Source organism: Actinoplanes sp. NPDC021490 (genome assembly GCF_055562135.1).
Map to the genome: position 1 here is coordinate 193608 of NZ_JBVHFW010000001.1, position 26045 is coordinate 219652.

A 26045-nucleotide genomic window follows, 5' to 3' on the forward strand; every position below is an offset into this window, starting at 1 on the left:
TGACACGGAAACGATGCAACCTTCCGCCCCGCCGACGCGTTGATCACCGGGGAGGCGGCGGGTCGCACGAGATCGGGGGTGTGCGACCCGCGTTACGCCTCCTCGTCGGGGACCGCGGCGGTGATCCGGTGCAGCGCGAACGTGTGCAACGTCTCGGTCCGCTCGTCCTCGGCGCGCAGATAACCCGCGCTCAGCGAGACCGGCCGCACCAGCCGCGACAGCGTCGCCCCGTGCGAGTCGACATAACCCACCCAGACCCGGACCTTTTCCCGTACGGCCTGTTGCAGCACCGCCATGGCCTGCCCGTGCTGCTGCACCGGGGTCAGCCCCGGCACGCCCTGCCCGTTGGCGGCGCGCACGGTCGTCGGGGCCCGGCGGGCCGCGCGCGTGGCTATGTCACCGCGGCGGATCTGCTCGACCACCCCGGCCAGCCGCGGCCCGGCCAGCATCGGCGGACCGGCCTGATCGGCCAGGCGGGAGGCGACCGACGTACGGGTCGGGGCGCGCCGCACCTTGGGCCGGCTGAGCACCGCGGCGCCCCCGGCGTCCTCGGCCACCGGCGCGAACCCCGCCTCCCGCAGGACGCCCAGCAGCCGCGCCACCTGCAACGGGCTGACCAGCACGGTCGGTGCGATCTGACGCAGCCCCAGTGAGCCCATCCGCTTGTCGGTCAGCACCTCGGCCAGCAGCGCCTCGTCGTCGCTGCGCAGATAGGACCCGGCCGACCCGGCCCGCAGACCACCGTGCTTCCGGGCGGCGTCGTCGATCATGTAGGTCAGGGTCTGCGGCACTGGGGTGCGCGACCGGCGCCGGAACAGCGCGTGCAGGTCGGCCGCCGTGTAGCCGACGTCGAGCGCCCGCCGCACGCTGGCCACCGTCACCCGGAACACGCTGGCGCCGCCGGCCGACTCGGGCTCGGCCACCACGTCGAGCTCGCCGGCCAGCTCCGGCTCGGGCGGGCCGGGCACGACCACCGACAGGTCGGCCTGCACGAGCACGTGATCGACCGGGGCCGGGAGCAGCGCGTCCAGCGTCCGGACGGCGTCGCTCGGCGGCTCGGTCGTGCCCGGCCGCACCCCGAGCGGGTCGGTCTCGGTGTCGTCCACGTCTTCCAGCAGCAGCCGCCCGTACGAGGTGACGGCCCCGAGCGCCGAGACGCCGAGCTGGGCCGCCCCGCTCAGGGCGTCGCGGTGAGCCGCCTCACGCCCGCGCGCCCGCCGCGGGGTCTGCCAGGCCAGCAGGCCCAGCACCTCGTCGGGCTGCGGCGCCGTGCCCGGCTTGAGGTCGGCCAGCACGAGCAGCGCCTCCCGGCGAGCCTGCGGGGCGCCGGCGCGCTCGGCGTCGGGGGCGAGGGCGTTGATCGGGCGGTCCCGGTCGTCGCGCTTGCCGACCAGGCCCGGCTGCCGCGTCATCGCCAGCCAGGCCCGGGCCAGCGTCGTCCAGCGCTGGGCGATGCTGAGGGCCCGCCACAGGTCGTACATGCCGGTGGGCAGGAAAGTCTCGTCGACGGCGCCGCTCGCCCGGCTCACCGTCACCGCACGCCCGCTGCCCGCGACGTCGGCCTCACCGAGCAGCCCGGCCGCGTACGCGATCTCGAGCAGGAGCGCCGCCCCGGGCTCGTCCAGGCCGGCCGCGCGGGCGAGACGCTTGAGATCCCGTACGCCCAGACCACCGGCCCGCAGCACCGGAGCGGGCTCGGCTCCGAGCGCCTCGAGCAGGGCCTCGGTGCTGCGTACGGCCTCCATGACCTGACCCGCACCGGCCGAGTCGACCGATTTCGGGTCACGGGCCGCGCCCTTGGGGATGGGCGGGAACGGCCGCAGCGCGCCCAGCGGACCGGTGTCGCGCCGCAGCAGCATGCCCACCTCGCGGGGCAGCTCGACCAGCTCGCCGTCGGCGCGCGGGGCCCGGCCGGCCTCGCTGATCGGCACCAGAACGTGGTTGTCGACCAGCCACTGCACCGGCTCGGCCACCGCCTCACGCCGCAGCGCGCCGATCGGCGGCCCCTCGGCGAGGCGCTCGAGCACGGCCCGGGCGCCGGGCGGGGCGGCCAGGACCGTACGGCGGAGCTTGGCCTTGTCGGCACAGAGCGCGGCCGCTTGCGGGTCCAGATAGTCGGCGGGGCGGCCCAGACCGGCCGGATACGGCGAGGTGACCTCGTCTATCGCGCCCACGAGCTGCAGGGTCTCGTCGTCCCCGTAGAGCAGGAAGCGCACCCGCAGGCGGTCGATCGCCACCCGCACGTCGTCGGGGGCGACGCCGGTGGCCAGCTCGAGGATCGCGCCGACCGAGGTCGTCGCGGTCTCGGGGGAACGGCTCAGCCGGGCCGCGTCGAGCACGTGCAACGTGAACTCGTCGAGGCCGTCGAGGCAGCGCGCGACCGAGCCCCGGGACTGCGCGCGCACGGCGAGCGCGGAGATGTCGGCGGGAACGGGCACGACGAGGTCGGGCCGCAGCTGGACGAGCGCGCTCAGCGCCTCGTCGGTCAGCGACCGGAGTTGATCGGCGAATGTGGTGGCCATCGTGTTCAACGCTAGCGGCCGTGGGACGATATTGAGGTGTCCGGCTTGGCCGCGACACTGATCTGTAGGGACGCTGAAGGGGACATCTGTGGCCGCGAAGAACAAGTTGCCGGGTACCGACGTCAAGGGTGGCGCGGGCCCCCGCCAGACCCAGCCGGTCGACATGACCGGTCACCTCGAGGTCTCCGAGATCCTCTCCGACCGTGCCGCGGCCCCGTCGCCGTTCGGTGACGACCAGACTTTTCCGCTGCCGGTGGACAGCCTGAAGTACATCCCGTCGACCCCCGCGTGAGCGATGCTGTCGGGTTCGACCTGGACATGACCCTGATCGACTCCCGGCCCGGCATCCACGCCGCCTACCGGGCGCTGACCGAGCTGACCGGCGTCCACGTCGACGCCGACCTCGTCGTCTCGCGGCTCGGACCGCCGCTGCGCACCGAGATCGCTCAGTGGTTCCCGGCCGAGCGGGTCGAGGAGGCGGTCACGACCTATCGCACGCTCTATCCGGAATACGCGATCACCCCGACCGTGCCCATGAAGGGCGCGGTCGAGGCCCTGGCGGCCGTCCGCGAGCTGGGCCTGCGTGTCGTGGTTGTCACATCGAAGTTGGGCCGGCTGGCCGCGCTGCACCTCGAACACCTGGGCATGGTGGCCGACGAACTCGTCGGCGATCTGTTCGCCGAGGGCAAGGCGGCCGCGCTGACCGAACACGGCGTGCGCTGGTATGTCGGTGACCACGTGGGCGACATGATCGCGGCGAACAAAGCCCAGGTCCCGGGCATCGGGGTGGCGACCGGACCGTGCCCGGCCGCGGAGTTGCGCGGCGCCGGGGCGGCGTACGTGCTGGACGATCTCACCGGCCTGCCCGGGCTGCTGCGCCAGATTGCAGTTGGGTCCGGGCCCACCGCTTAAGTAGCCTTGCGGTGAGCGGTTGTAACCATTGAGTGAGTTGAGGTCAGCGGTGCCCACGGGTCGAGTGAAGTGGTACGACGCGGCGAAGGGATTCGGGTTCGTCACCAGCGATGAGGGCGGAGACGTGTTCCTGCCCAAGGGCGCGCTGCCGGCCGAGGTGGCCGAATTGAAAACGGGTCAGCGCATCGAGTTCGGTGTGGTCGACAGCCGTAAGGGCGCGCAGGCGATGGGCGTCAAGCTGATCGACGCGCCGCCCTCGCTGGCGGAGCTGCGGCGCCGTCCGGCCGAGGAACTGCACAGCATGGTCGAAGACATGATCAAGGTGCTGGAGTCGCAGGTGCAGCCGGGCCTGAGCCGCGGTCGCTACCCCGATAAGCGAGTCGCGCAGAAAATCGCGCAACTGGTGCACGCCGTCGCCAAAGAGTTCGAAGTCTGAGTTCTAGAGGAACGGCTTCACCGCAGGAGTCAGACCCGCCGCTGCCGCACGCTGCAACAGAGCGTCGGCGGCGGCGAGTCCGTCCCGGCCCAGTTCCAGCGTGAACTCGTTCACATAGAGGTCGATGTGCTGCTGGACCACCTCGGGCTCCATCTCCTGAGCGTTGGCCAGGATGAACTCGCGGCTCGCATCCGGGTTGGCCCAGGCCATGCTGACCGAGTTGCGGATCCACTCGGTCGCCTCGGCCGGATCGACCACGCCCTTGCGGGCCAGGATCGCGCCCAGCGGGATCGGCAGGCCGGTGTCGGACTCCCACCACTCGCCCAGGTCGGCCAGCGAGGTCAGCCCGTAGCGCTGATAGGTGAAGCGGGCCTCGTGGATCACCAGGCCGGCGTCGTACTTGCCCTCGGCCACCCCGGGCATGATCTCGTGGAACGGGACGACCTCGATGCGGCCCGGCGCGCGGTCGGCCGACCAGAGACGGAACAGCAGATAAGCCGTCGTACGGTCGCCGGGCACCGCCACCGTCTTGCCGCTCAGATCGAGGCCCGGCTCACGGCTCAGCACCAGCGGCCCACAGCCACGGCCCAGCGCGCCACCGGTCGGCAGCAGCTCATAGTCGTCGAGCAGCCAGGGCAGCGCCGCGTAACTGACCTTGACCAGGTCGAACTCACCACGCTCGGCCGCCGTGTTGGTCACGTCGACGTCGGCGAAGGTCAGGTTGACCTCGGGAGCGCCGGGGATGAGCCCGTGCACGAGAGCGTGGAAGACGAACGTGTCGTTGGGGCACGGAGAGACCGCGAGAGAAAGCGCCACGGCGTCAACGCTAGACGCGTCGACGGGCCCTCGTGGGTCACGACGGCTGTCTCTCATCCCACACGGTGAAGTTATCCACAGGCTGTCCACAGGGCACCGGAAGCTGTGGACAACGCCGCGAAAGCCTCCTTGAGCCGCCACGCCGCCCGGTCCCGCGGGCCGATCGGGTTGGAAATGCTGCGCAGCTCGACGAAGGGAAGGCCGCCGGCCGCGACGGCCACCCCGTAGCCCTCCATGGCCTCGGCCACAGCCTGTGGATAACGTGCGGCCAGCCGCTCGGCCGTGGCCGCCGTGCCGGTGACGGTGCTGAGGGTCACGATGTCGCCGGGGATCGCGCTGGGCAGCGCCTCGGTGAGCGACTTCACGAGAGCCGGGTCGCCCGGGACGACGTTCGAGCCGAAGCCGAGTTCGTCGACCGTCAGGAACCCGTCCGGCGTCTCGGCACCGAGGTCGGCGGCGATGCTGCGGACGCCGATCACCACCGAGCCGACGGGCGCGCGGCCGGCGAAGCCACCCGCGATTCCGGCCGAGACGACGGCCCGGAAGCGGCCGGTGGCCAGCAGCCGGGCAGTGCCGGCCGCGGCGGCCGCGGGACCCACGCCGACCGCCTCGACAACCACATGATCGGGATCGGCCCCGGCCCGTACGGCCTCGGCCTCGGCGGCCACGGCGGTGACCACCAGCAGGGGTGCGGTCATCGGTCGCCCTGGTCTTCGGTGGAGCTGCCGTTGGCAGGGTGGTCGACCGACGACGGGCGATAGACGTGGAAGCCGGGCGGCGCCAGGGCAGCGTCGGGCTTGGGCGCCTCGGGCTTGGGCGCCTCGGGCTTGGGCGCCTCGGGCGGCTCGGCGGCCCGTGGGGACGGCGGCGGAGGCTCGGGGGCGGCCTTCTTGTCCTTGCGGCGGCCGAACCAGCCTCTCTTGGTCTCGCCGACGTCGACCCTGGTGGGCGGCTCGCTCCCCGGCCGATCCTCGCGCGTGGACGGCTCGCTGCCCGCCCGGTCCACGCGGGTGGGTGGTTCGGTTCGCGACCGGTCCACGCGGGTGGGTGGCTCAGTTCTCGGACGGTCGGCCCGCGTTGCCTGCGTCGGGGGCGTGCTGCGGCGGCTCGGGGGCGTGTTGTTGGCCCGCGTCCGGCTGGGCACGGTGGGAGCCTCGGGCCACGGATCGGTGGGCTCGGCCGAGCCGGCGCTCCACCGCGAGTCGGCGTCGCGCGATCGGCCGCCCGCCTCGCGCGATGGGCTGCTCGCCTCGCGCGACCGGGTGCCCGGTGTGCCCGCGGCGCCGCGTGACGGGCCGGCGGAGGCGTCCGCGGCGGCATGGGCCGGGCTGGGCTCGGTCTGGGCGTCGGAGGACGGCTCCGGGGTGTCGGCGCGGCCGCTCAGGCGTTCGGTGTGGAGGCGGGTCGCGACGTAGCCCGCCCGCGCCGCGGCGATCACCGCCAGCAAGGTGGCCAGGGCCACGCCGACGCGGCCGGGAAGCGGGATGATGCCGATGCCGCCGCCCAGGACCCAGGCGACCATCAGGACCGTCTCGGAGTGGGCGAAGGCGCTGGCCCGCAGGCGTTCGGGGACCCGCTCCTGGATGCTGGCGTCGACGGCCAGCTTGGCGATGCCGCTGAACACGGCGACCAGCAGCGCAAGCAGGGTGACCGTGGCCAGGCTGTAGAAGAGCGTGGCCAGCACGCCCACCGCGGCCACCACGGCCAGGCCGGCCGACTGCAGAGCCAGCGGGCGCCGGATGCGCAGACGGGTGCCGACGGCGGTGGACAGGAAGGTGCCCACGGCCAGCGCGCCGCCGATCAGGCCGACCGCGCCCCGCCGGCCGATGTCGTTGCCGAGCACGGTCGTGTCGAGCTGGTCGGCCATGATCACGAAGGCCAGGAAGAGCAGCATGAAGCCGTACAGGAGCCGCAGGCTGGCGCTGCCGATCAGGGTCGAGACCACCAGCGGGCCGGAGAGCGGACGGTCTTCTCCGCGGCCCAGGCGCAGCATCGTGCGCCACGGGCGGGGCACGGCCTCGGGCGGGTCGGAGTCGGCCCGCGGGGGCAGGCGCAGCGACACCACCATGCCCACGATGAAGATGATCATGGCGACTCGCAACGGCCACTGCGGGCCGAACTTGAACGCGAGCAGGCCCACCGGCGCGACCACGGCTCCGGCGAAGGTGCCGTAGACGCTGGCCCGCGCGCCGACCTGGGACAGACCGACCCCCTCGGGCAGCAGCCGGGGCACGGCGGCCGACCGGGCCACCCCGTACGCCCGGGAAAGCGCGAGCACCCCGAAGGCCGCCGGATAGAGGCCCCAGCCGAACAGGTGATCGGAGATCACGTAAGCCAGAAACGCCCGGCCCAGCATGGTGACCGCGAGCGCGTAGCGACGGCCGTGCCGGAAATGGTCAAGCAGCGGACCGACCACGGGCGCCAGCAGCGCGAACGGCACCATGGTGATGAGCAGATAGAGCGCGACCTTGCTGCGTGCCTCGCCCAGCGGGACGTTGAAGAAGATCGTGCCGGCCAGGCCGATCGCGATCAGGGTGTCCCCGGCGCAGGAGAGCGCGTGCAGATCGAAGAGCCGGATCATGCCGGTCTCGTTGGCGGCGCCCCGGGCCCGGGCCGTGCCGACCCGGCGGGTCGCCCACGCTCCACCGCGCACGGAGCCGCGCACCAGCAGGCGGGCCGCCTTGACGCTGGTGCCGACTGTGCGTCCGAGGGAGGGAAGCAGCGGCATGGAACCCATCCTGACTGATCCGGGCCAGCGCTGTCCCGATCCGCGACGGTCGGATCCGGGGGAGTCGGTGCGGAACCTTCTCAGGGGTGGGGGACAATAGATACGTGACGACTCGGACCACCACGCGGGCTGCCCGCCTCGACCAGGTTTGTGCCGATGCGGTCGGTGTCGCACGTGGTGCGATCACCGATGTGGACCCGGCCGACGTGGGTGATCACCTCGAGGCCATCGCCGAGGGCGACCGGGTGGTGACCCACCTCTTCGAGAGCCATCTCGCGGGCTATCGCGGCTGGCGCTGGGCTGTCACCGTGACCCGCGTGCCGCGCAGCCGCCACGTCACCATCTGCGAGACCGTGCTGCTGCCCGGCCCCGACGCGCTGCTCGCCCCCGGCTGGGTGCCGTGGAACGAGCGGCTGCAGCCCGGCGACCTCGGCGTGGGCGACCTCATGCCGACCGCCCCCGACGACGAGCGCCTGGCCCAGGGTTACGTGCTCAGCGACGACCCCGCCGTCGAGGAGGTCAGCTGGGAGCTGGGCCTCGGCCGTTCCCGGGTGATGTCGCGCGAGGGCCGCATCGACGCCGCCCAGCGGTGGTATGACGGCGAGGCCGGTCCCGAGGCGCCGATCTCGGTGGCCGCTCCGCGCAACGCCCGCTGCGGCACCTGTGGGTTCTACCTGCCGCTGGCCGGCTCCATGCGCACGATGTTCGGCGTCTGCGGCAACCTCTACGCGCCCGACGACGGCCGCGCGGTGAGCGCCGACCACGGCTGCGGCGCGCACTCCGAGACCCTCCTCAGCCCGGTCGGTCAGCAGCCGCCGGTCGAGGAGCTGCCGACGGTCTACGACGACAGCGAGGTCGAGTCGGTGGCGGTCAGCCGCGGCCACGGCTCGGTCGAAGAGAGCGAGCCGGCCGAGGACTACGGCCACAGCTAGAAGTTCAGTCAGGTCTGCGACGTGACCTTGAACTCGGGGTGAGTCAGGGCACGCCGGCGCTTGCGGTGCCGGTCGTGCACGATCATCGTGATCAGGCCCGGGATGCCGCACAGAAAACCGGCGACGCAGATCTGCAACCACCGGTCGGGGCCGTTCGCGAGCCACACGATCAGGGCGGCGACGGCGAACGCGGCCAGGCCGCCGGCGGCGAACGGGACCATGGGTGGGTCCAGCGGCTCGACTCGGGGCTTCGGTTCACTCACACGGACAGGATAGGACCGCGGCGATCACGGGGATGCCCTTGTGACCGGGGCGACATCACCCCGTTTTGCGCAGGTCATCGGGGACTGAGACCATGCGCCCCTCGACTACTCGTGATCCGGAGTGTCCGCATGACCGCCGCCACCGAAACCCGTACGCCCAAGAATGGTTTTGACCGGTTCTTTGAGATCTCGGCTCGGGGCTCGACCCTCGGCCGCGAGGTCCGTGGTGGCCTGGCCACCTTCTTCACGATGGCCTACATCGTGGTGCTCAACCCGCTGATCCTCGGCAACGGGGTCGACGGCGACGGCGCCCAGCTGGCCATCACCGCGCTGGCCGCCGGCACCGCCCTGGTCGCCGGTGTGATGACCATCCTGATGGGCGTCGTGGCCCGGTTCCCGCTCGCGCTGGCCGCCGGTCTGGGCGTGAACGCGCTGGTCGCGTACGAGATCGCTCCGGAAATGACCTGGGCCGACGCGATGGGCCTGGTCGTCATCGAGGGCGTGCTGATCGCGATCCTCGTGCTGACCGGCCTGCGCACGATGGTCTTCCGGGCCGTGCCGACCCAGCTCAAGACCGCGATCGGCGTGGGCATCGGCCTGTTCCTGATGATCATCGGTCTGGTCGACGCCGGCTTCGTGCGCCGCGTCCCGGACGCCTCCGGCACCACCGTCCCGGTCGAGCTCGGCCTGGGCGGCAAGCTGTCCACCTGGCCCACCGTCGTGTTCGTGGTCGGCCTGCTGTTCACGCTGGTGCTGTTCGTCCGCAAGGTCCGCGGCGCGATCCTGATCGGCATCCTGGGCAGCACCGTGCTGGCGATCATCGTGGAGGCGATCGCCCACCCCAAGGGCTGGTCGCTGAACACCCCCAAGCTGCCCGAAAAGATCGTCAGCTCGCCCGACCTGTCGTTGCTCGGCCACTTCAACGTGCTCGACTCGTGGTCGCGGGCCGGCTGGCTGGTCGTGGTCATGTTCATCTTCACGCTGCTGATCACCGACTTCTTCGACACCATGGGCACGATGGTCGCCGTGGGTCAGGAGGGTGACCTGCTCGACAGCGAGGGCATGCCCCCGCGTACGCGGGAGATCCTGCTCGTCGACTCGGTCGCGGCCGCCGCCGGTGGTGCGGCCGGCGTGTCCAGCAACACCTCGTACATCGAAAGCGCCGCCGGTGTCGGTGAGGGTGCTCGCACGGGTGCCGCCAACCTCGTGACCGGCGTGCTCTTCCTGCTCGCGATGTTCCTGGCCCCGCTGGTCTCGGTGGTGCCGTTCGAGGCGGCGTCGACCGCGCTCGTGGTGGTCGGCTTCCTGATGATGACCGCGGTCCGCCAGATCGATTGGAGCGACTACACGATCGCCGTGCCCGCGTTCCTGGCGATCACCCTGATGCCGTTCACCTATTCGATCTCCAACGGCATCGGCGCCGGGATCATCACGTACGTGCTGCTCAAGGCGGTCACCGGCAAGGCCCGCGAGGTCCACCCCATCCTGTACGGGGTGGCCGTGCTCTTCGTCCTGTACTTCTTGCGCGGCCCGCTCGAGGCTTGGATCCTGTGACCGGTGATCGAGGTCATGCGCTGTTCGAATGTCGTTAGCCAGGCTCATTAGCTAAGCTAAGAAACGTGATGGAGTGGCCCGTGGTGGCGGATCGAGGCACAGCCGACGAGCTGGCCAAGACCCTGCGCGAGTCGATAATGCGGCTGAACCGGCGGGTCCGACAGGCCCGTCCGGTCGGTGATCTCACCTTCAGCCAGCTCTCCGCGCTGACCAGCCTCCAGCTGGCCGGCGCGCTGACCCCGCGCGAGCTCGCCGACGTCGAACGTGTCCAGCCCCCGACGATGACCAAGATCGTCGGGAAGCTGGAGGAACGCGGCCTGGTCGTGCGGACCCCGCACCCGACCGACGGCCGGCAGGTCATCCTGTCGGCCACCGAACAGGGACGGGCCGTGCATGCCCAGTTCGAGAAGGCGCGCAACGAATGGCTGGCCACACACCTGGCCGACCTGACGCCGGACGAACGGGAAACGCTGGCCCGGGCGTCCGAGATCCTGCAGAAGATCTCGCGCGCCTGAGGGGTTCGGCTACGCGGCGCTTCGTCACGTGACGATGACGCGTACGACCGAACAGGAGGCACTACCGCGTGCGGTCCGTGCTGAGCACTACTTTCCGGTCCCTCAGGGTTCGCAACTACCGACTCTTCGCCACCGGCCAGCTCGTGAAGCTGGTCGGTGTGTGGATGATGTTCACCGCCCAGGACTGGCTGGTGCTCGACCTGTCCGGCAACTCGCCCAGCGCCCTCGGCCTGGTGACGTCGCTCCAGTTCCTGCCGGTTCTCTTGCTGACCCTGTACGCCGGGAAGCTCGCCGACCGCTTCGACAAGCGGCGCCTGCTGGTGATGGCCAACGCCGCGTTCGCGGTCACCGCGGTTGCCCTCGCCGTGCTGGTCGCCTCGGGCCACGTACAGCTGTGGCACGTCTACCTCTTCGCCGGCCTGCTCGGCATCGCCAACGCCGTTGAGACCCCGGTGCGGCAGGCCTTCGTCTCCGAACTGGTCGAGCTGCCGTTGCTGCCGAACGCGCTCGCCCTCTCGGCGGCCACCTTCAACACCGCCCGGATCGGCGGACCGGCCCTGGCCGGCGTCGCGCTCGCGCTGTTCGGCACCGGCCCGGTCTTCCTGATCTCCACGGTCGTCGCGATCGCCCCGATCTTCAGCTACGCCCGCATGCGCGCGTCCGAGCTCAGGCCGGCCGCCCGGCAGGCCAAGAAGGACGCCCGGATCCTCGACGGGCTCCGCTACGTCGGACGGCGTCCCGACCTGGTGCTGCCGATCGCCCTGATGTTCGTGATCGGCATGATCGGCTTCAACTTCCCGGTCACCCTGGCCGCGCTGGCCAAGATTGACTTCAACGCCGGACCGTCCACCTTCGGGCTGCTCACCACCGCGCTCGCGGTCGGCGCGCTCGGCGGCGCCCTGGCCGGCAGCGCCCGCCGGGCCCGGCCCAGCGCCCACGTCGTGATCGGCGCCGCGATCGCTTTCGGCGCCCTCGAGTTCGCGGTCGGCTTCGCGCCCAACTTCGTGGTCGCGATGCTGGTGCTGATCCCGACCGGGTTCTTCTCGATCTATCTGGCCCAGGCCGCCAACCACCGCGTGCAGATGGGCGTCGACCCGGTGTACCGCGGACGGGTGATGGCTCTCTACGTTCTCGTCTTCCTGGGTACCACGCCGATCGGGGCTTCGCTGGCCGGTTGGTGGGGCGAACGCTTCGGGGTGGCGTCCAGCATCTCGGGGGCCGGGATTGTCTGCTTCGTCGCCGCGGTGGCCGCCCTGATCTGGCAATTGCGCTCGAACGGCGAGCGGATCGAAATGACCCTGCGACCCCGCCCGCGGCTCACTCTGGTGCCGCCGGTGGCGGTCGAGGAGGCCCCGGCGGCCAAGTTGCCGTCGGCCGCCTGACGGGTATTTGGCAGGAAATGCTATTCCGGTTCGAGGCTGTTCCCGTTTAGCGTCAGTGCGTGGCCCTCGCGCACGTTGCTGTGCTCACGGTGGCGCTCGTTCTTCCCCTGACCGTCCCCTACGCGGTGGCGGTCGCTCTGCGGCGAGACGAGTTCCGCCGCAGGCGCGCGCGGGCCGACTGCCCCGCCCAGGCCCGCACCCTGGCCTGCCTCGACCGGGACATCCGGCACATCGACCCGGCCGTCGCCCTGGCCCGCCTCGACCCGCCGCCGATCGAGTGGCTGGCCCGTGACCTGCGTCGGCTCGACCGGCAACGCCGGGGCGGCATAACGCTCGAATCCGATATGTTGCTGGCGGCGGTGCTGCGGGCCTACGACGAGCGGCTCTGCCTGGCCTGCGAGTGCTTGGGCGTGAGTGAAAACCTGCGCCCGCTCGACGGCATGGACCGCGAGATCGAGCGCGTACGGGTCGAGGGCGCCCTCGAAGCGGCCGGCCTCGAACTGCGCTGACTCGCGATCGAGGGAAAGGGACCTGCCGGCCACCATGACCGATACCGACCGGGAAATGCTGCGCACCACGTTCGGCCAGGATGCCGAACTCTACGACCGATGCCGTCCCGGCTATCCACCCCCGCTGTTCACCGACCTCGCCACGCTGGCCGGTCTCGGCCCGCACGCTCGGGTCTTGGAGATCGGGTGCGGCACCGGTCAAGCGACACTTCCGCTGGCCCACCTGGGATGCACCGTCGTCGCGATGGATCTCAGCCCCGACATGGCCGCCGTCGCCCGGCGCAATCTCGCACAGTTTCCAAAAGTCACCGTCGTCGCATCGGCGTTCGAGGACTGGCCACCCTCGAACGGAACTTTCGACGCGGTGCTCTGCGCAACCGCGTTTCACTGGCTTGACCCCGAGGTGCGCATGATGAAGGCAGCTGACCTGCTGCGCCCCGGCGGAGCCCTCGGCATCATCTCGACCCACCACATCGCCGGCGGGACGAACGCCTTCTTCGCCGACGCGCAACGATGCTACGAACGCTTCGACCCGGCAACACCGCCGGGCATGCGCCTGACCACCGATGACGAGACCGCCGAAGAGGCAGCGGAGTTCGAGCGATCGGCACGCTTCGGGCCGGTCGAGTTCCGCCGCTACGACTGGCAACAGACCTACACGGCCCAGGAATACCTGAACCTGCTCATGACCTACTCCGGCCATCGAGCCATGGCGCCCCAGCCGCGCAGCGAGCTGTTCGCGTGCATCACCCACCTGATCGAAGACGTCTACAACGGAGAAGTCACCAAGCAATACAGGACCCGGCTCGCCATCGCCCACAAGACGCCGTGACTCGGCTCCGCTACCGATCCGCAGAATTCGCGAACCCGAGAGCTCTCGGTCAGAGGGGCCAGGCGGCGAGCCGCTCGTAACGGCCGTCGGCGCTGCGCATCAGCGCGTACTCGGTGACCGGCCAGGGCGGCCCGGAATGGCCGGCCAGCGCCTGTCTCAGGGCCTGGTCGGGGTGGTACGACACCGTCAGGTGCGGATGGAACGGCCGGTCGTCGCTGGGGTGGCCACCCAGCGTGAGGGCGTCGCGCAAACCTTCCCGCAGTTCGCTCAAGGCGCCCAGGTCGCCGTCCACTCCGGCCCAGCAGGCCGACCCGAACCGGCCGCCGCCGGACAGCCGCAGCTCGAACGGGCCCGGCGAAGGCACGTCACCCAGGACCTCGAGGACCGGCTCCGGCGGGGCGTCACCGAGGAACACCAGCGTCAGGTGCCACTTCTCGATCGGGGTCAGGCGGGACGACGACGGCAGGGCTTCGCGCAGCGGCTCCAGAGCGGAGCGCGGTGGACAGACGGCGACGAAAAGCCGGATCAGGACGACTCGCGGGCGGCCGGGCCGCCGCCGAACAGCACGTCGTCCCAGCTCGGCAGCCGCTTGCGGGGCTTGGCCTCGTCGGTCTCGGCGTTCTGCTGCTGGCCCTGGCCCACCGTGCGGCGCGGCCGGAGGACGGCCAGCGACGGCACGGCCGGGACCTCCTTGGGCAGGTCGGAGTCTTCGTCGAAGGCCGAGCCGGAACCCCCGCCGAGCAGGGCCGCGGCCCCACCGGCAACCGGGCGGCGCGGCGACTCGGACGGGCCGGCGTCGAGGCTGCGGCTGCCCGCGGACGGGCTGAGCGGCCGGTCGAGCGACGCCAGCAGCGCGTCACGCCCGGCGCGGATCGGGTCGCGGACCTGACGCGGCGACTGGGTCTCGGCCGCGGGCAGGCCGTGGCCACCGCGAGCGGACTCGGACGAGCGCGAGGGGCCGGGAAGGCCGTGACCGCCACGCTCGGTGAACGCGCGCTCGGGGGCCGGTTCCTGACCGAGAATCTGGGTCGGCCGCTCGGCGCAGAGGTACTGAGCCATGTCGTCGTGCGGCGACACGACCTGACGTCCCTTGTCGAGATCCCAGATCGCCTGCGCCGTCGCCTTGCCGGACGGCCAGGTGGCGACGATGCGCCACGTGCCGTCCTCGCGCCGGTAGGCGTCCCACGAGATCTTTTCGGTGTCGATGCCGTGCTGGGACAGGCGGCTGTCGACCACCTCGGCCAGCGCGGCCCCGGAATCCGAAGTCTTGAGGCGGGTGCGGCGCGCGTGCTGCGCCAGCATGGCGCGCTCCTGCAGCACCGGACCGGCATAACGCAGAACCCGGTCGACCGGCACGCCGGCGACGCGAGCGACCTCTTCGGCCGACTCGCCGCAACGGATGCGGGCCTGGATGTCGCGGGGGGACAGCGACGCCTGGGCGTCGGGCGCCATGACGGCGACGGACGTGCCCGGTGACACCGGGTGTCCGTCATGACCGATCGCGCCGGAGACCCGGTCGTCGATCGGAAGCGCCAGGAGCCGGCCGACCTCGTCGGCGAGCACCATGGCCTGGCCGTCCTCGGAAAGGGCGACGAAGCGTACCGGCCGCATGCGTTGCCTCCGTCCCGTCGCGTTGGCCTGTCGCTCCCGAGAGTCAGCCGCCCGGGCGCGTTTGGAAACACGGTACGCGTCTTGGTCACCTAATGGTGGTATGCCACGCCAGCCAAGTTCGCTGAGCTGCGATGATCTTGAAAATTCAGAAGCGTCAACTGCAGATGTACGCGTCGTGGGGTGACCAAGAGCACTAGGGCCTGTCCTGCCGATCACGAGGGGCTACGGCGTGGTCCAGGCGGCGCCTGACGGCGTCCGCGAAACGCCCACATACAACACCGGTATGCGGCCGCTTCGCGGCCGACGCCAGCCACCACCTGGACCTCGCCTCGCTCCCGCGTGATCGGCAGGACAGGCCCTAGCCCAGAACCCTGCCCGACAGCGCGAGCGACTGCAAGTGCGGACCCGTGCCGCGACCCCCGGCCGTGGCGGGTGGTGACGGGACGCGGCGCACTAGGGTCTCCCGTTCGTGAAGGGATTGCTCACGGCTCTCCGGCACGCCGGAAAGCTCGCCCGCCTCGCGCCCGCGGACCTCACGGTTGCCCAGGCCGAGGCTCTGTGGTTCCCCACGCCGGCCCGGGTCGAGGAGTTCACGCGTGACCTCGAGTCCCGCGGCGCGTTGAAGTCGCTGCTCCGGGCCCATCGCGGCTGGATCGCCCTCTATTGTGTCGCCGGCCTGGGGGTGGTGGCGCTCGGCCCGTTGGTGCCGGCCCTGGTCGCCCGGCTCGCCGGACGCTTGCGGACGGGCGACGTGACTCCGTCGTTCGCGGGTGCCGTCGTCGGGGCGGCCGCGCTCGCGGCCCTGCTGCGCTGGCTGTCGATCTGGCTGGTCCGGGCCCTGCTCGGTCAGATGACGACCCTGCTCAAGCTCGCGATCTTCGACCGGCTGCAGCGCGTCGATCCGGCCTGGACCGGCCGCTCGGTCAGCACCTATCTGGTCACCGCGCCGCAGCAGGTGGCCCAGGTCGCGTTCGTGGCCGAGTTCGCCGTCAACACCGCCCTGGTGCTCGCGTTGACCGGCTACCTGGCCTTCGTCTTCGGCTGGGTCGGTGCGGCGGTCGCGGTCCTGGTCGGTGTGCTGGTCGCCGGATGGCAGCGGCTGGTGCGGGCCGAGACCCGGGCGATGCACGGCTATCTGGAGCACGGGCACCGGCGGGTCACGCTGGTCGACACGGTCACCCGGCACTGGGGGCCGATCGCCCGGCAGCAGTGGACCCGTCCCGTCCTCGACGCGACCGAACGGGCCCGCGACGGCCAGTTCGCGGCCCTGCGCTCGGCTGCCCGCCCGGCCGCAGTCCTGGCCGCCCTGGCCGGGGGCGGAACTGCGCTCGTCTGCCTGATCGCCGTGGTGCTGGCCGGGGACCTGACCGAGGGCCTGGCCCTGCTGCTGATCATCCAGCTGCTGGTCGCCGCGGTACGCGAGAACATGTCGACGTACGCCTCGGTCGCCTGGGCGTCCACGATGACTGCCGACGTCGAGGCCCTGTTCCGCGAAGCGCCCCTGTCGGCGCCGTCCGGTTCCGCGTTGCGCCCGGGCGAGCGCGTCTTCGTGCTGGGCGATCCGGCCGCGGTGCGGGCCTATCTGGACGACCTGCCCGGACGGGTCGCCGTGGTGGCCCGGAACGAACCCGAGCTGGACGGCACTCTCACCGACAACATCACCCTGTGGCGCCCGGCCGAGGGTGAAACGGGCGGCCCGGAGGCGTCGTGGTTCGGGGCGACAGCGGAGCGGGCGGGGCTGAGCGGGCTGCTGGCGGCTCGGGCAGGTCAGTGGCTCGCCACCGGGCAGCGGCGGCTCTCGGACGGTGAGGCGGTCCGGCTGAGCATGGCCCGGGCCTGGCTGTCGGCGCCGGACGTCCTGGTGGTGGACGATGCCCTCTCCGCCCTCGACCCGGCTACCGCGGCCTCGGTGTGCGCCGGCGTCTTCGGCTCGGCCGACGGGCCGGCCCGGGTCTACGCGGGCACCCGGCCGGATCCGGCGGCCTACGCGGACACGGTCGTGCTGTGCCGGGCCGACGGCGTCGATGTCCGGCCCCGGGCCGAGGTGACGGCCGGGCAGCTGCGCCGCTGTCTGCCGGAGGACGAGGCCCGGCGGTGGGGCGCGGCCCTGGCCGGGTCCGTGACGGGCGAGCGGTGGGCGCCGGCCGGGCCGAAAGTCGGCGCCCCACCGGCGCGAGCACCGCTCGAGGGTCGCGCCGGACGAGGCGTACTGGAAGGCATCGGTCTGGAAACCGACGTGCCCGCGCCGCGGCTGCGGGAGGCCGGCGCGCGCCTGGCGGATCTCTATTCGCGCTGGATGCTGACGCTGATCGGGACGTTGCTCCTCGCGCTCGTGGGGACCGAACTGGCCGTGGCCGGGACGCTGGGCGCGGCACGGGTGAACGTGGTGACGCTGACCGTGCTGACCGTGATCGCGCTGGTGGCCGAGGGCGGATACCGGTTCGCGGTGGTGCGCGGGTCGATGCGGGCGACCCGGCGGCTGCACCGGCGGATCCTCGCGGGCCTGCTCGACCGCGGGCTGCCCGAGGGCTCGGCCACCGCGGCGGGCCGCTTCACCGACGACTTCACGACGACGGAACTGTGGTCGCCCGGCATCCTGCTACGCGGCGTGCGGGCGGTGCTGGCCACGGCGGCCGCGGTGACGGTGCTGGTGCCGGCCGCTCCGGTCGCGGCGATCGGCGTCGTGATCCTGGCCGTGCTCGCCACCGCCCGATATCCGGCGCTGCGCCGGGCGAGCGTGCGCGGCCGGGCGCTGCTCGCGGCCACCCGGGGCCCGCTGCGTACCTACGCCGGAGCCGTCCTGACCTGCCGATCGTTCGGGTGCAGCGCGGCGCTGCGCCCCGGGTTCGCCGCCCGTTTCCGCGACCTGCTGGCGATGGAACACCTCGGTCTGTACGCCGCCCACGCCGCCCGCATGGCCGTCGTGGCCTCGGTCGAGGCGGCCGGTGTTCTGCTGTTCGCGGTTACCGTCGCCGCGGCCTCATGGGCGCCCGGCGGCTGGGCCGGTCTGCTCGCCGTCGCCGTCTACGCCGCCTACGCGCTCGGGGAGCGGTTCGCCTCGGTGGTCGAGGCCCACCAGGAGGTCGACGGCACCACCCAGATCCTGTCCCGCGTCTTCGCCCTGCTGCCCACCGGCGCCGAACGCTCCGCCGGTCCTCTTGCGGTGGGGGAGCTGGTGCCGGTGGCCGGCCGGTTGACCGTGGTGCGGGGGCCGTCCGGGGCCGGCAAGAGCACGCTGCTGCGGGCCGTGCCGGGACGGCTGGTCGAGAACGAGCCGCCGCCGCTGCCGTTGCCGCTCGACGAATTGTGCTCACCCGAGGCCCGGGCGCTGGCCCGGAGCTGGTCCCACGCCCTGGGCCGGCCGCACGCCGGATCGGCACAGCTCGCCTCGATGGACGCGGCCCAGCGGCAGCTCGTCGCGCTGGCCACAGCCTGCGCCGACCGGCCCGACGTGCTGCTGATCGACGAAACGACCAGCGCCTTCACCCCGGCCGCCGAGCGGCAGCTGCTCACTCTCGTGCGTGACCAGCTGCCCGAGGCCGCGATCGTCGCCGTGCTGCACCGCCCCGACAACGCCGACCGACCTCGACCACGTGGTGGAGGCCGGTCAGAGGCGTTCGACGATGTAGTCGATGCAGGCGGTCAGGGCGGTCACGTCGGAGGGCTCGACCGTGGGATAGAGGGCGACCCGCAGCTGGTTGCGGCCGAGCTTGCGGTACGGCTCGGTGTCCACCACGTCGTTGGCCCGCAGGATCTTGGCAATGGCCGCGGCGTCGACGCCCTCGAAGTCGATCGTGGCTACCGCGGAGGAGCGCAGGGCGGGGTCGGTGACGAACGGGGTCGCGTAGGCGGAGCGGTCGGCCCAGCCGTAGATCGCGGCCGCGCTCTCGGCGCTGCGCTTCACGGCCCAGGCCAGGCCGCCCTGGGAGTTCATCCAGTCGAGTTGTTCGGCTGCCAGGAACACCGTGGCCAGGGCCGGAGTGTTGTACGTCTGCTCGAGGCGGGACTGCTCGATCGCGGTGACCAGGTCGAGGAACTGGGGGATGTAGCGGCCGCTCCGCTTGATCTCGAAGGCGCGCTCGATGGCGGCGGGGGACATGACGGCCAGCCAGATGCCGCCGTCCGAGCCGAGCGCCTTCTGCGGGGCCAGGTAGTAGACGTCGGTCTGGCGCAGGTCGACGTCGAGGCTGCCGCCGCCGGACGTCGCGTCGATGAGCAGCAGCGCGTCCGCGTCGGCGCCCTCGACCCGGCGGACCGGAACGGCCACGCCGGTCGAGGTCTCGTTGTGGACCGAGGCGTAGACGTCGACGCCGGCCTCGGCCGTGAGGTAGGCCGCCTCGCCGCCGGGCGCCCGGTGCACGGTCGGGTCGGCCAGGAACGGCGCGTCCTTGACGGCCTTGACGAACTTGGCCCCGAACTCGCCGAACTCGGCGAACTGCGCCTTTTCCCGTACGAGACCGAAGGCTGCCGTCTCCCAGAAGGCGCTCGTGCCGCCGTTGGAAAGGATCACCTCGTAGCCCTCGGGGATGGAGAAGAACTCGGCCAGGCCGCGGCGCAGACGGGCCACCTGGTCCTTCACCGTCTTCTGCCGGTGCGAGGTGCCCAGGAACGTGCGGGACACCGCGGACAGCGACTCGACGCCCTCGGGGCGCACCTTGCTCGGGCCGGAGCCGAAGCGTCCGTCGACGGGCCTGATCGTGTCGGGGATCCGGATGTCAGTCACGGTCACACATTATGGGGCAGGATGTCGTAGCCCTCGACCTGCTGCGGCTTGCGGGCCGCCGGTCCTACATAGCGGACGGTGGGATGCACGACCCGGCCCAGGCGCTTCTGCTCCAGCACGTGCGCGCTCCACCCGGCGACCCGCGCGCAGGTGAACATCGAGCTGAACATGTGGCCCGGCACCTCGGCGAAGTCGAGCACCACGGCCGACCAGAACTCCACGTTGGTCGGCAGCGGCCGGTCGGGCTTGCGGGCCTGCAGCTCGGCCAGCGCGGCCCGCTCGAGCGCGATCGCCACCTCGTAGCGCGGGGCGCCCAGCTCGCGGGCTGTGCGCTTGAGCACGTTGGCCCGCGGGTCCTCGGCCCGGTAGAGCCGGTGGCCGAAGCCCATCAGCCGCTCGCCGCGGTCGAGCACGTCGCGGACGTACCCCTCGGCGTCGCCGCTGCGTTCGACGTCCTCGAGCATCGTGAGCACCCGGGCCGGGGCGCCGCCGTCGAGAGGGCCGGAGAGCGCGCCGATGCCGGAGGAGATGCAGGCGGCCACGTCGGCCCCGGTCGAGGCGACCACGCGGGTGGTCAGCGTGGACGCGCTCATGCCGTGCTCGGCCGCCGAGATGAAGTACGCGTCGACCGCCTTGACGTGCCGTGGGTCGGGCTCGCCCCGCCAGCGGCGCATGAACCGCTCGACGATCGTCTCGGCCTTGTCGATGTCCTTCTGCGGGACGGCGGGCAGCCCCAGACCACGCGCGGCCTGGGCGACGAAGGACAGCGCGGTGACCGACACCCGGGCCAGGTCGCGCCGGGCCTGCTCGTCGCTGATGTCGAGCAGCTGGTCGAGACCCCAGTACGGCGCGAGCATCGCGACCGCCGACTGCACGTCGACCCGGATGTCGCCGGAGTGCACCGGCACCGGGAACGGTTCCGCCGGGGGCAGCCCGGGACCGAACCGCCCGTCGACGAGCAGTCCCCACACGTTGCCGAACGAGACCTGGCCGATCAGGTCCTCGATGTCGACGCCGCGGTATCGCAGCGCGCCACCGGCGTCGTCGGGGTCGGCGATCTCGGTCTCGAAGGCGACCACGTCCTCGAGCCCGGGCTTGAAGTCGGTCACGACCCTCCCCTGCTGCCGGAATGCTGTAGGTGTTTCATCTTGCTCGTCAGCTAACGGCAGGTCGACCCACCGCGATGTGCTCTCCGCGACACCCATCCTCACCGACCTGACGGACGGCCCGAAGCGACTTAGGGTCGTTTGCGGTGCTAACGATCCGTCGATCTACGAAGCAGGAGCGCTCGTGACCCTCGAACCGCCGTCGCCCGCCGGCATGCGGCGCGACTACACCGCGCGTGGCGCGCTGCTCGAGAACGAGCTGGCGGCGGACTGGCGCACCCAGTTCGAGGCCTGGTTCACCGACGCGGCCGGGTTCGGCCTGCCCGAGCCCAACGCGATGATCGTGTCGACGGCCACCCCGGACGGCCGGCCGAGCGCCCGCACGGTCCTGCTCAAGGAGTACGACGAGCGCGGTTTCGTCTTCTTCACCAACTACGGGTCGCGCAAGGGGTCCGAGCTGGCCGCCAACCCGTACGCGAGCCTGGTCTTCCCGTGGTTCCCGATGCAGCGCCAGGTGCTGGTGTCCGGGGCGGTCGAGCGCGTGTCCCGGGCCGAGACCGAGGAATACTTCGCGACCCGGCCGCGCGGCTCCCAGCTCGGCGCCTGGGCCAGCCCGCAGTCGTCGGTGCTGCCCGACCGCGAGACGCTCGACGCGGGCCTGGCCGCGGTCGAGGAGCGATTCGGCGAGGGGCCGGTGCCGCCGCCGGAGCACTGGGGCGGGTTCCTGGTCGTGCCCGAGACGGTCGAGTTCTGGCAGGGGCGGAGCAGCCGCCTGCACGATCGGCTGCGGTACAGGCGTACGGGGGAAGGCTCCTGGGTCGTGGAGAGGCTGGCCCCGTGACCCAGCAGGTGTCCGAGCGCAAGTCGTGGGTGATCGACATCCGGCCGCTGCGGGTCACCGCGTACCGGCGGATGTGGGTCGGCAACGGCGTCTCGTTCTTCGGGTTCCAGTTCACGGCGGTGGCCGTCCCGGTCGAGATGTACGCGATCACCAGCTCCTCGGGGTGGGTCGGCCTGCTCGGCATCGCCGGTCTGGTCCCGCTGCTGATCTTCGGACTGTGGGGTGGCGCGGCGGCCGACGTGGTCGACCGGCGCAAACTGCTGCTGGCCAGCTCGATGCTGGCCTGGATCGCGACCGTCGGGCTGCTCGCGCAGGCGCTGTTCGCCGTGCACAGCGCCTGGCTGCTGCTCGCGCTGACCGCCGTGCAGTCGGCCGGGTTCGCGATCAGCTCGCCGACCCGGCAGGCGATCATCCCGCGGATCGTGCCGGCCGGGCTGGTCCCCGCGGCCAACACGCTCGCCTATACGACCACCACGGCCGGTGGCGTGCTCGGGCCGCTGGCCGCCGGCCTGATCTTCGCGGTCTCCGGCACCGGCGCCGGCATCACGACGGCGTACCTGGTCGACGCGGTGCTCTTCACCATCTCGTTCTGGGCCACCTGGAAGCTGCCGGCGATCCCGCCGATCGAGCACGCGCCCGGCGAGGACAAGCCCACGGCCGGGTTCAAGGGCATCGCCGTCGGCCTGAAGTTCCTGGTCACGCAGCCGGTGCTGCTGCTGTCGTTCGGGGTCGACATCATCGCGATGGTCTTCGCGATGCCCCGGGCGCTGTTCCCCGAGGTCGCCGCCGACCGGTTCGGCGGCGACTGGGCGGTGGGCTGGCTGTTCAGCGCGATCGCGATCGGCTCGGTGGTGGGCGGCCTGACGTCGGGCTGGATCGGCCGGGTCAAGCGGCAGGGCGTGGCGCTGGTGATCGCCGTGGTCGCCTGGGGCATCGCCATCGGGCTCTCCGGCCTGGCCCACAGCCTGTGGTTGATGGTGCTGCTGCTGGCCGTGGGCGGCGCGGCCGACCTGGTCAGCGCCGTCTACCGGCAGTCGATCCTGCAGGTGTACGCGCCCGACCGGCTCCGCGGCCGCCTGCAGGGCGTGTTCACGGTGGTGGTCGCGGGCGGGCCGCGCCTGGGTGACCTGCGCGCGGGGGCCACCGCCGACCTCACCTCGCCGGCCGTCTCGTGGGCCGGCGGCGGGTTCGCGGCGGCCGGTCTGGCCGTCGTGCTGGCGGCCGCCTTCCCGGCCCTGCTCAAATACCGCCCGCCCGCAGTGCAAGCCGCCGGTACGGACGACGACGCCAACCGATAATGTCCAAGCCATGACGAGTGTCGTTGCCGCGAAGTCCGGCACCCAGTGGTCCATCGAGGCGGACGGGCAGAGCGCCGTCGTCGTGGAGGTCGGCGGCTCGCTCCGCGGCTACTCCGCGGGCGACGTGGCAGTGCTCGACGGCTTCGAGGCCGACGAGCTGTCCCCGGCCTCGGCCGGCCAGATCCTCGCGCCGTGGCCCAACCGCATCCGCGACGGGCAGTACACGTTCGAGGAGCAGGCCTATCAGCTGTCGCTGACCGAGCCGGCCCGGCACAACGCCATCCACGGCCTGGTCAACTGGAGCCGCTGGACGCTGGCCGAGCGGTCCGCGTCGTCGGTGACCCTGCAGTTCGACCTGCCCGCGCAGATCGGCTATCCGTGGTGGCTGACCCTGCGGTCGACCTGGTCGGTCTCGGCCGAGGGTCTGCGCTGCGACCAGGAGGTTGTCAACAACTCGTCGTCGAACGCGCCGTGGGGCTACTCCGTGCACCCGTACGTGCAACTGCCCGGCGTGACCGTCAACGACACCCTGCTGCACGTGCCGGGACGCGCCCGGATCGTGGCCGACAGCCGCCTGCTGCCGATCGGGGCCAGTGCGGTAGCCGGCACGGAATACGACTTCACCGAGCCCCGCAAGATCGGCGACCTGGTGCTCGACACCACGTTCGGCGACATCACTCACGGCGCCGACGGCCTCACCGAGGTGACCATCGCCGACCCGTCCTCCGACCGCAAGGTGGTGGTCTGGGCCGACGACAAGTTCAAGTACTGGCAGGTCTTCACGGGCGACACGCTGACCGGCGAGCGGTTCCGCCGGTCGGTGGCGATCGAGCCGATGACCTGCCCGCCCGACTCGTTCCGCACCGGCCGCGACCTGATCGTGCTGGCGCCGGGCGAGCGCTGGGCGGCCTCGTGGGGAATCAAGGGCTGACGTCTCCGTGGAGTTCGATGACGTCCTGCGCAAGCGGCGGATGGTGCGCAGCTACGATCCCGACCGCCCGGTCCCGCCCGAGATCGTCGACAAGATCGTGCGGCACGGGTTGCGCGCGCCCAGTGCCGGCTTCTCGCAGGGCTGGAGCTTCCTGGTCCTGACCGAGCCGGCGGACCGCGATCTCTACTGGTCGTCGACCGCGTCGCCGGACGCGCCGGACGAGTGGCTGACCCGGATGCGCACCGCGCCGGTGATCATCGTCTGTTTCTCCAACAAGTCGGCCTATCTCGAGCGCTACGCCCAGCCCGACAAGGGCTGGACGGACCGGGACGAGGCGCGCTGGCCGGTGCCGTACTGGGACATCGACACCGGCTTCGCCGCGCTGCTCATGCACCTCAGCGCGGTCAACGAGGAACTGGGATCGTGCTTCTTCGGCATCCCGGTGCCGGCCATCCCCGGCTTCAAGGACGCGTTCGGTGTTCCGGCCGAGTTCAGCCCGATCGGTGTGCTCACCGTGGGCTATCGGGCACCGGACAAGAGGTCTCCGTCACTCAAGCGCGGACACCGCCCGGTGGACGATGTGGTGCATCATGGCCGATGGGCCGCGTCGGAATAGGGCTAGGCTGGCAACGCTGTGCGGCACGACAGGTTCGGAGAGGGGGATCGGCCGTGATCTTCAAGGCGGTCCGGGACGGGGCCCCGTATCCCGATCATCACACCACGCTCAAGGCGTGGTCCGAGATCCCGCCGCGGCCGATCCGGCTGGCCGATCTGATCACCACGAAACGCGAGCTCGCGCTGGACAAGCTGCTCGCCGAGGACTCGACGTTCTACGGCGACCTCTTCCCGCACGTCGTCGAATATCACGGCCACCTCTATCTGGAGGACGGCCTGCACCGCGCGCTGCGGGCGGCCCTGCAGCAGCGCAACCAGATCCACGCACGCGTGCTGGTGGTCGACTGATGGCCGCCCCGCTCGACCTTCTCGACGTCGACACCCTGCTCAACGACGAGGAACGCGACATCCGCGAGGTGGTGCGCCGCGTCGCCGACGAGCGGGTGCGCCCCGACGTCGCCACCTGGTACGAGACCGGCACCACGCCGGTCCGCGATCTCGCCCTCGAATTCGGCAAGCTCGGCCTGCTCGGCATGCACCTGACGGGGTACGGCTGTGCCGGCGCCTCGGCCGTGTCCTACGGGCTGGCCTGCATGGAGCTCGAGGCGGCCGACTCCGGGGTCCGCTCGCTGGTCAGCGTGCAGGGCTCGCTCGCGATGTACGCGATCTGGAAGTACGGCTCCGAGGAGCAGAAGCAACGCTGGCTGCCCGGCATGGCGGCCGGCGAGCTGATCGGTTGTTTCGGCCTGACCGAGCCCGACCACGGCTCCGACCCGGCCAACATGTCGACCCGCGCCCGCCGCGACGGCGACGACTGGATCCTCGACGGCGGCAAGATGTGGATCACGAACGCGCCGCTGGCCGACGTGGCCGTGATCTGGGCCCGCGCCGAGGAGGGCGTGGTCGGGTTCGCCGTGCCGACCGACACGCCCGGCTTCTCGGCGCGCGAGATCAGGCACAAGATGTCGCTACGCGCCTCGAGCACGGGCGAGATCAGCCTCGATGGCGTACGCCTTCCCGAGGCGGCCCGGCTGCCCGAGGCGCGCGGGCTCAAGGCGCCGCTGTCCTGCCTGACCGAGGCCCGGTTCGGCATTATCTGGGGCTCGATGGGCGCCGCCCGCGACTGCCTGCGGGTGGCGATCGACTACGCGACCACGCGGGAGCAGTTCGGCCGGCCGATCGGCGGGTTCCAGCTGACCCAGGCCAAGCTGGCCGACATGTCGCTCGAGCTGCAGAAGGGCTTCCTGCTGGCCCTGCACCTGGGCCGGTTGCGCGACTCGGCCGGCTCGCTGCGGCCCGAGCAGGTGAGCATCGGCAAGCTCAACAACGTGCGCGAGGCGATCGCGATCGCGCGGACGTGCCGGACGATCCTCGGCGGCAACGGCATCAGCGGGGAATATCCGGTTATGCGCCATGCGAACAATCTCGAGAGCGTCCTGACCTACGAGGGAACTTCCGAGATCCATCAGCTGGTCATCGGCCAGAAATTGACCGGATTGAACGCTTTCGCCTGAGCGTT

Annotated in this window: 24 protein-coding genes; 15 read left to right on the plus strand and 9 right to left on the minus strand. The window is 71.7% G+C overall.

What is annotated here, in order from left to right; genetic code table 11:
* Positions 1 to 92 precede the first annotated feature (92 nt).
* Positions 93 to 2522, minus strand: a complete 2430-nt coding sequence (locus ACZ3I4_RS00920) for a helicase-associated domain-containing protein (RefSeq protein ID WP_465379772.1) — start codon at positions 2520 to 2522, stop codon at positions 93 to 95.
* An 88-nt stretch (positions 2523 to 2610) separates the two neighbouring features.
* On the opposite strand from ACZ3I4_RS00920, the gene ACZ3I4_RS00925 reads away from it, so the two are divergent.
* The 3 genes from ACZ3I4_RS00925 to ACZ3I4_RS00935 are packed head-to-tail and all read left to right on the plus strand — an operon-like array spanning position 2611 to position 3870.
* Positions 2611 to 2814, plus strand: coding sequence for a hypothetical protein (locus ACZ3I4_RS00925; protein ID WP_465379773.1), 204 nt, complete (start codon positions 2611 to 2613; stop codon positions 2812 to 2814).
* Entirely contained in the window at positions 2811 to 3434 is a 624-nt protein-coding gene (locus ACZ3I4_RS00930; RefSeq protein ID WP_465379774.1) for an HAD family hydrolase, read from the plus strand. Before ACZ3I4_RS00925 ends, ACZ3I4_RS00930 begins: the two co-directional genes overlap by 4 nt.
* A gap of 49 nt (positions 3435 to 3483) precedes the next feature.
* The gene (locus tag ACZ3I4_RS00935; protein WP_465379775.1) at positions 3484 to 3870 is read left to right on the plus strand and encodes a cold-shock protein; all 387 of its coding nucleotides are present in this window, start codon (positions 3484 to 3486) and stop codon (positions 3868 to 3870) included.
* 3 nt (positions 3871 to 3873) lie between these two features.
* Here the strand turns inward: ACZ3I4_RS00935 and ACZ3I4_RS00940 are convergent, their stop codons facing one another.
* The 3 genes from ACZ3I4_RS00940 to ACZ3I4_RS00950 all read right to left on the minus strand — a co-directional run bounded on the left by ACZ3I4_RS00940 (position 3874) and on the right by ACZ3I4_RS00950 (position 7414).
* The gene (locus tag ACZ3I4_RS00940; RefSeq protein WP_465379776.1) at positions 3874 to 4686 is read right to left on the minus strand and encodes a 1,4-dihydroxy-6-naphthoate synthase; all 813 of its coding nucleotides are present in this window, start codon (positions 4684 to 4686) and stop codon (positions 3874 to 3876) included.
* A 71-nt stretch (positions 4687 to 4757) separates the two neighbouring features.
* Positions 4758 to 5384: a futalosine hydrolase gene (locus ACZ3I4_RS00945; RefSeq protein ID WP_465379777.1), complete on the minus strand. Its 627-nt coding sequence runs from the start codon at positions 5382 to 5384 to the stop codon at positions 4758 to 4760.
* Positions 5381 to 7414: an MFS transporter gene (locus ACZ3I4_RS00950; RefSeq protein ID WP_465379778.1), complete on the minus strand. Its 2034-nt coding sequence runs from the start codon at positions 7412 to 7414 to the stop codon at positions 5381 to 5383. The genes ACZ3I4_RS00945 and ACZ3I4_RS00950 overlap by 4 nt, the downstream gene beginning before the upstream one ends.
* 104 nt (positions 7415 to 7518) lie before the next feature.
* Here ACZ3I4_RS00950 and ACZ3I4_RS00955 point away from each other — a divergent pair, with 104 nt between their 5' ends.
* Complete coding sequence (locus ACZ3I4_RS00955) at positions 7519 to 8346, plus strand: DUF3027 domain-containing protein (RefSeq protein ID WP_465379779.1); 828 nt, start codon at positions 7519 to 7521, stop codon at positions 8344 to 8346.
* 8 nt (positions 8347 to 8354) lie between these two features.
* Here the strand turns inward: ACZ3I4_RS00955 and ACZ3I4_RS00960 are convergent, their stop codons facing one another.
* Positions 8355 to 8567, minus strand: a complete 213-nt coding sequence (locus ACZ3I4_RS00960) for a DUF2530 domain-containing protein (RefSeq protein WP_465380432.1) — start codon at positions 8565 to 8567, stop codon at positions 8355 to 8357.
* Between the two features lie 171 nt (positions 8568 to 8738).
* Here ACZ3I4_RS00960 and ACZ3I4_RS00965 point away from each other — a divergent pair, with 171 nt between their 5' ends.
* The 5 genes from ACZ3I4_RS00965 to ACZ3I4_RS00985 all read left to right on the plus strand — a co-directional run bounded on the left by ACZ3I4_RS00965 (position 8739) and on the right by ACZ3I4_RS00985 (position 13401).
* On the plus strand, positions 8739 to 10163 hold the full coding sequence (locus ACZ3I4_RS00965) for an NCS2 family permease (protein ID WP_465379780.1): 1425 nt from the start codon (positions 8739 to 8741) through the stop codon (positions 10161 to 10163).
* Between the two features lie 68 nt (positions 10164 to 10231).
* On the plus strand, positions 10232 to 10678 hold the full coding sequence (locus tag ACZ3I4_RS00970) for a MarR family winged helix-turn-helix transcriptional regulator (protein WP_465380433.1): 447 nt from the start codon (positions 10232 to 10234) through the stop codon (positions 10676 to 10678).
* A gap of 68 nt (positions 10679 to 10746) precedes the next feature.
* Entirely contained in the window at positions 10747 to 12060 is a 1314-nt protein-coding gene (locus ACZ3I4_RS00975; protein ID WP_465379781.1) for an MFS transporter, read from the plus strand.
* A gap of 59 nt (positions 12061 to 12119) precedes the next feature.
* On the plus strand, positions 12120 to 12569 hold the full coding sequence (locus ACZ3I4_RS00980; protein ID WP_465379782.1) for a hypothetical protein: 450 nt from the start codon (positions 12120 to 12122) through the stop codon (positions 12567 to 12569).
* Between the two features lie 34 nt (positions 12570 to 12603).
* Entirely contained in the window at positions 12604 to 13401 is a 798-nt protein-coding gene (locus ACZ3I4_RS00985) for a class I SAM-dependent methyltransferase (protein ID WP_465379783.1), read from the plus strand.
* A gap of 49 nt (positions 13402 to 13450) precedes the next feature.
* Here the strand turns inward: ACZ3I4_RS00985 and thpR are convergent, their stop codons facing one another.
* The 4 genes from thpR to ACZ3I4_RS01005 form a co-directional block, all read right to left on the minus strand.
* Complete coding sequence (thpR, locus tag ACZ3I4_RS00990; RefSeq protein WP_465380434.1) at positions 13451 to 13978, minus strand: RNA 2',3'-cyclic phosphodiesterase; 528 nt, start codon at positions 13976 to 13978, stop codon at positions 13451 to 13453.
* The gene (gene sepH / locus ACZ3I4_RS00995; protein WP_465379784.1) at positions 13927 to 15012 is read right to left on the minus strand and encodes a septation protein SepH; all 1086 of its coding nucleotides are present in this window, start codon (positions 15010 to 15012) and stop codon (positions 13927 to 13929) included. The genes thpR and sepH overlap by 52 nt, the downstream gene beginning before the upstream one ends.
* 3607 nt (positions 15013 to 18619) lie before the next feature.
* Entirely contained in the window at positions 18620 to 19741 is a 1122-nt protein-coding gene (serC, locus tag ACZ3I4_RS01000) for a phosphoserine transaminase (protein ID WP_465380435.1), read from the minus strand.
* Positions 19738 to 20844 carry a citrate synthase 2 gene (locus tag ACZ3I4_RS01005; RefSeq protein ID WP_465379785.1) on the minus strand — a complete coding sequence of 369 codons (1107 nt, stop codon included), beginning with the start codon at positions 20842 to 20844 and terminating at the stop codon, positions 19738 to 19740. Before ACZ3I4_RS01005 ends, serC begins: the two co-directional genes overlap by 4 nt.
* A 211-nt stretch (positions 20845 to 21055) precedes the next feature.
* On the opposite strand from ACZ3I4_RS01005, the gene pdxH reads away from it, so the two are divergent.
* Genes pdxH through ACZ3I4_RS01035 form a run of 6 tightly spaced genes read left to right on the plus strand, consistent with a single transcriptional unit; the run spans position 21056 to position 26040 of the window.
* A complete protein-coding gene (gene pdxH / locus ACZ3I4_RS01010; RefSeq protein WP_465380436.1) occupies positions 21056 to 21682 on the plus strand; it encodes a pyridoxamine 5'-phosphate oxidase in 627 nt (208 codons plus the stop codon).
* The gene (locus tag ACZ3I4_RS01015; RefSeq protein ID WP_465379786.1) at positions 21679 to 22980 is read left to right on the plus strand and encodes an MFS transporter; all 1302 of its coding nucleotides are present in this window, start codon (positions 21679 to 21681) and stop codon (positions 22978 to 22980) included. Before pdxH ends, ACZ3I4_RS01015 begins: the two co-directional genes overlap by 4 nt.
* A gap of 10 nt (positions 22981 to 22990) precedes the next feature.
* Positions 22991 to 23911: an aldose 1-epimerase family protein gene (locus ACZ3I4_RS01020; protein ID WP_465379787.1), complete on the plus strand. Its 921-nt coding sequence runs from the start codon at positions 22991 to 22993 to the stop codon at positions 23909 to 23911.
* A 7-nt stretch (positions 23912 to 23918) separates the two neighbouring features.
* Complete coding sequence (locus ACZ3I4_RS01025; RefSeq protein WP_465379788.1) at positions 23919 to 24527, plus strand: nitroreductase family protein; 609 nt, start codon at positions 23919 to 23921, stop codon at positions 24525 to 24527.
* Positions 24528 to 24580: 53 nt separating this feature from the next.
* Positions 24581 to 24874: a type II toxin-antitoxin system VapB family antitoxin gene (locus tag ACZ3I4_RS01030; RefSeq protein WP_465379789.1), complete on the plus strand. Its 294-nt coding sequence runs from the start codon at positions 24581 to 24583 to the stop codon at positions 24872 to 24874.
* On the plus strand, positions 24874 to 26040 hold the full coding sequence (locus ACZ3I4_RS01035; RefSeq protein ID WP_465379790.1) for an acyl-CoA dehydrogenase family protein: 1167 nt from the start codon (positions 24874 to 24876) through the stop codon (positions 26038 to 26040). Before ACZ3I4_RS01030 ends, ACZ3I4_RS01035 begins: the two co-directional genes overlap by 1 nt.
* Positions 26041 to 26045: the final 5 nt, after the last annotated feature.

Bases quoted from the DNA above. Each gene is read 5' to 3' on its own strand.
- ACZ3I4_RS00970 (WP_465380433.1), top strand. From the start codon at position 10,232: ATGGAGTGGCCCGTGGTGGCGGATCGAGGCACAGCCGACGAGCTGGCC.
- ACZ3I4_RS00960 (WP_465380432.1), bottom strand. From the start codon at position 8,567: ATGGTCCCGTTCGCCGCCGGCGGCCTGGCCGCGTTCGCCGTCGCCGCC.
- ACZ3I4_RS00950 (WP_465379778.1), bottom strand. From the start codon at position 7,414: ATGCCGCTGCTTCCCTCCCTCGGACGCACAGTCGGCACCAGCGTCAAG.
- ACZ3I4_RS01035 (WP_465379790.1), top strand. From the start codon at position 24,874: ATGGCCGCCCCGCTCGACCTTCTCGACGTCGACACCCTGCTCAACGAC.
- ACZ3I4_RS00945 (WP_465379777.1), bottom strand. From the start codon at position 5,384: ATGACCGCACCCCTGCTGGTGGTCACCGCCGTGGCCGCCGAGGCCGAG.
- ACZ3I4_RS01020 (WP_465379787.1), top strand. From the start codon at position 22,991: ATGACGAGTGTCGTTGCCGCGAAGTCCGGCACCCAGTGGTCCATCGAG.
- sepH (WP_465379784.1), bottom strand. From the start codon at position 15,012: ATGCGGCCGGTACGCTTCGTCGCCCTTTCCGAGGACGGCCAGGCCATG.
- ACZ3I4_RS00985 (WP_465379783.1), top strand. From the start codon at position 12,604: ATGACCGATACCGACCGGGAAATGCTGCGCACCACGTTCGGCCAGGAT.
- ACZ3I4_RS00965 (WP_465379780.1), top strand. From the start codon at position 8,739: ATGACCGCCGCCACCGAAACCCGTACGCCCAAGAATGGTTTTGACCGG.
- ACZ3I4_RS00920 (WP_465379772.1), bottom strand. From the start codon at position 2,522: ATGGCCACCACATTCGCCGATCAACTCCGGTCGCTGACCGACGAGGCG.
- pdxH (WP_465380436.1), top strand. From the start codon at position 21,056: ATGCGGCGCGACTACACCGCGCGTGGCGCGCTGCTCGAGAACGAGCTG.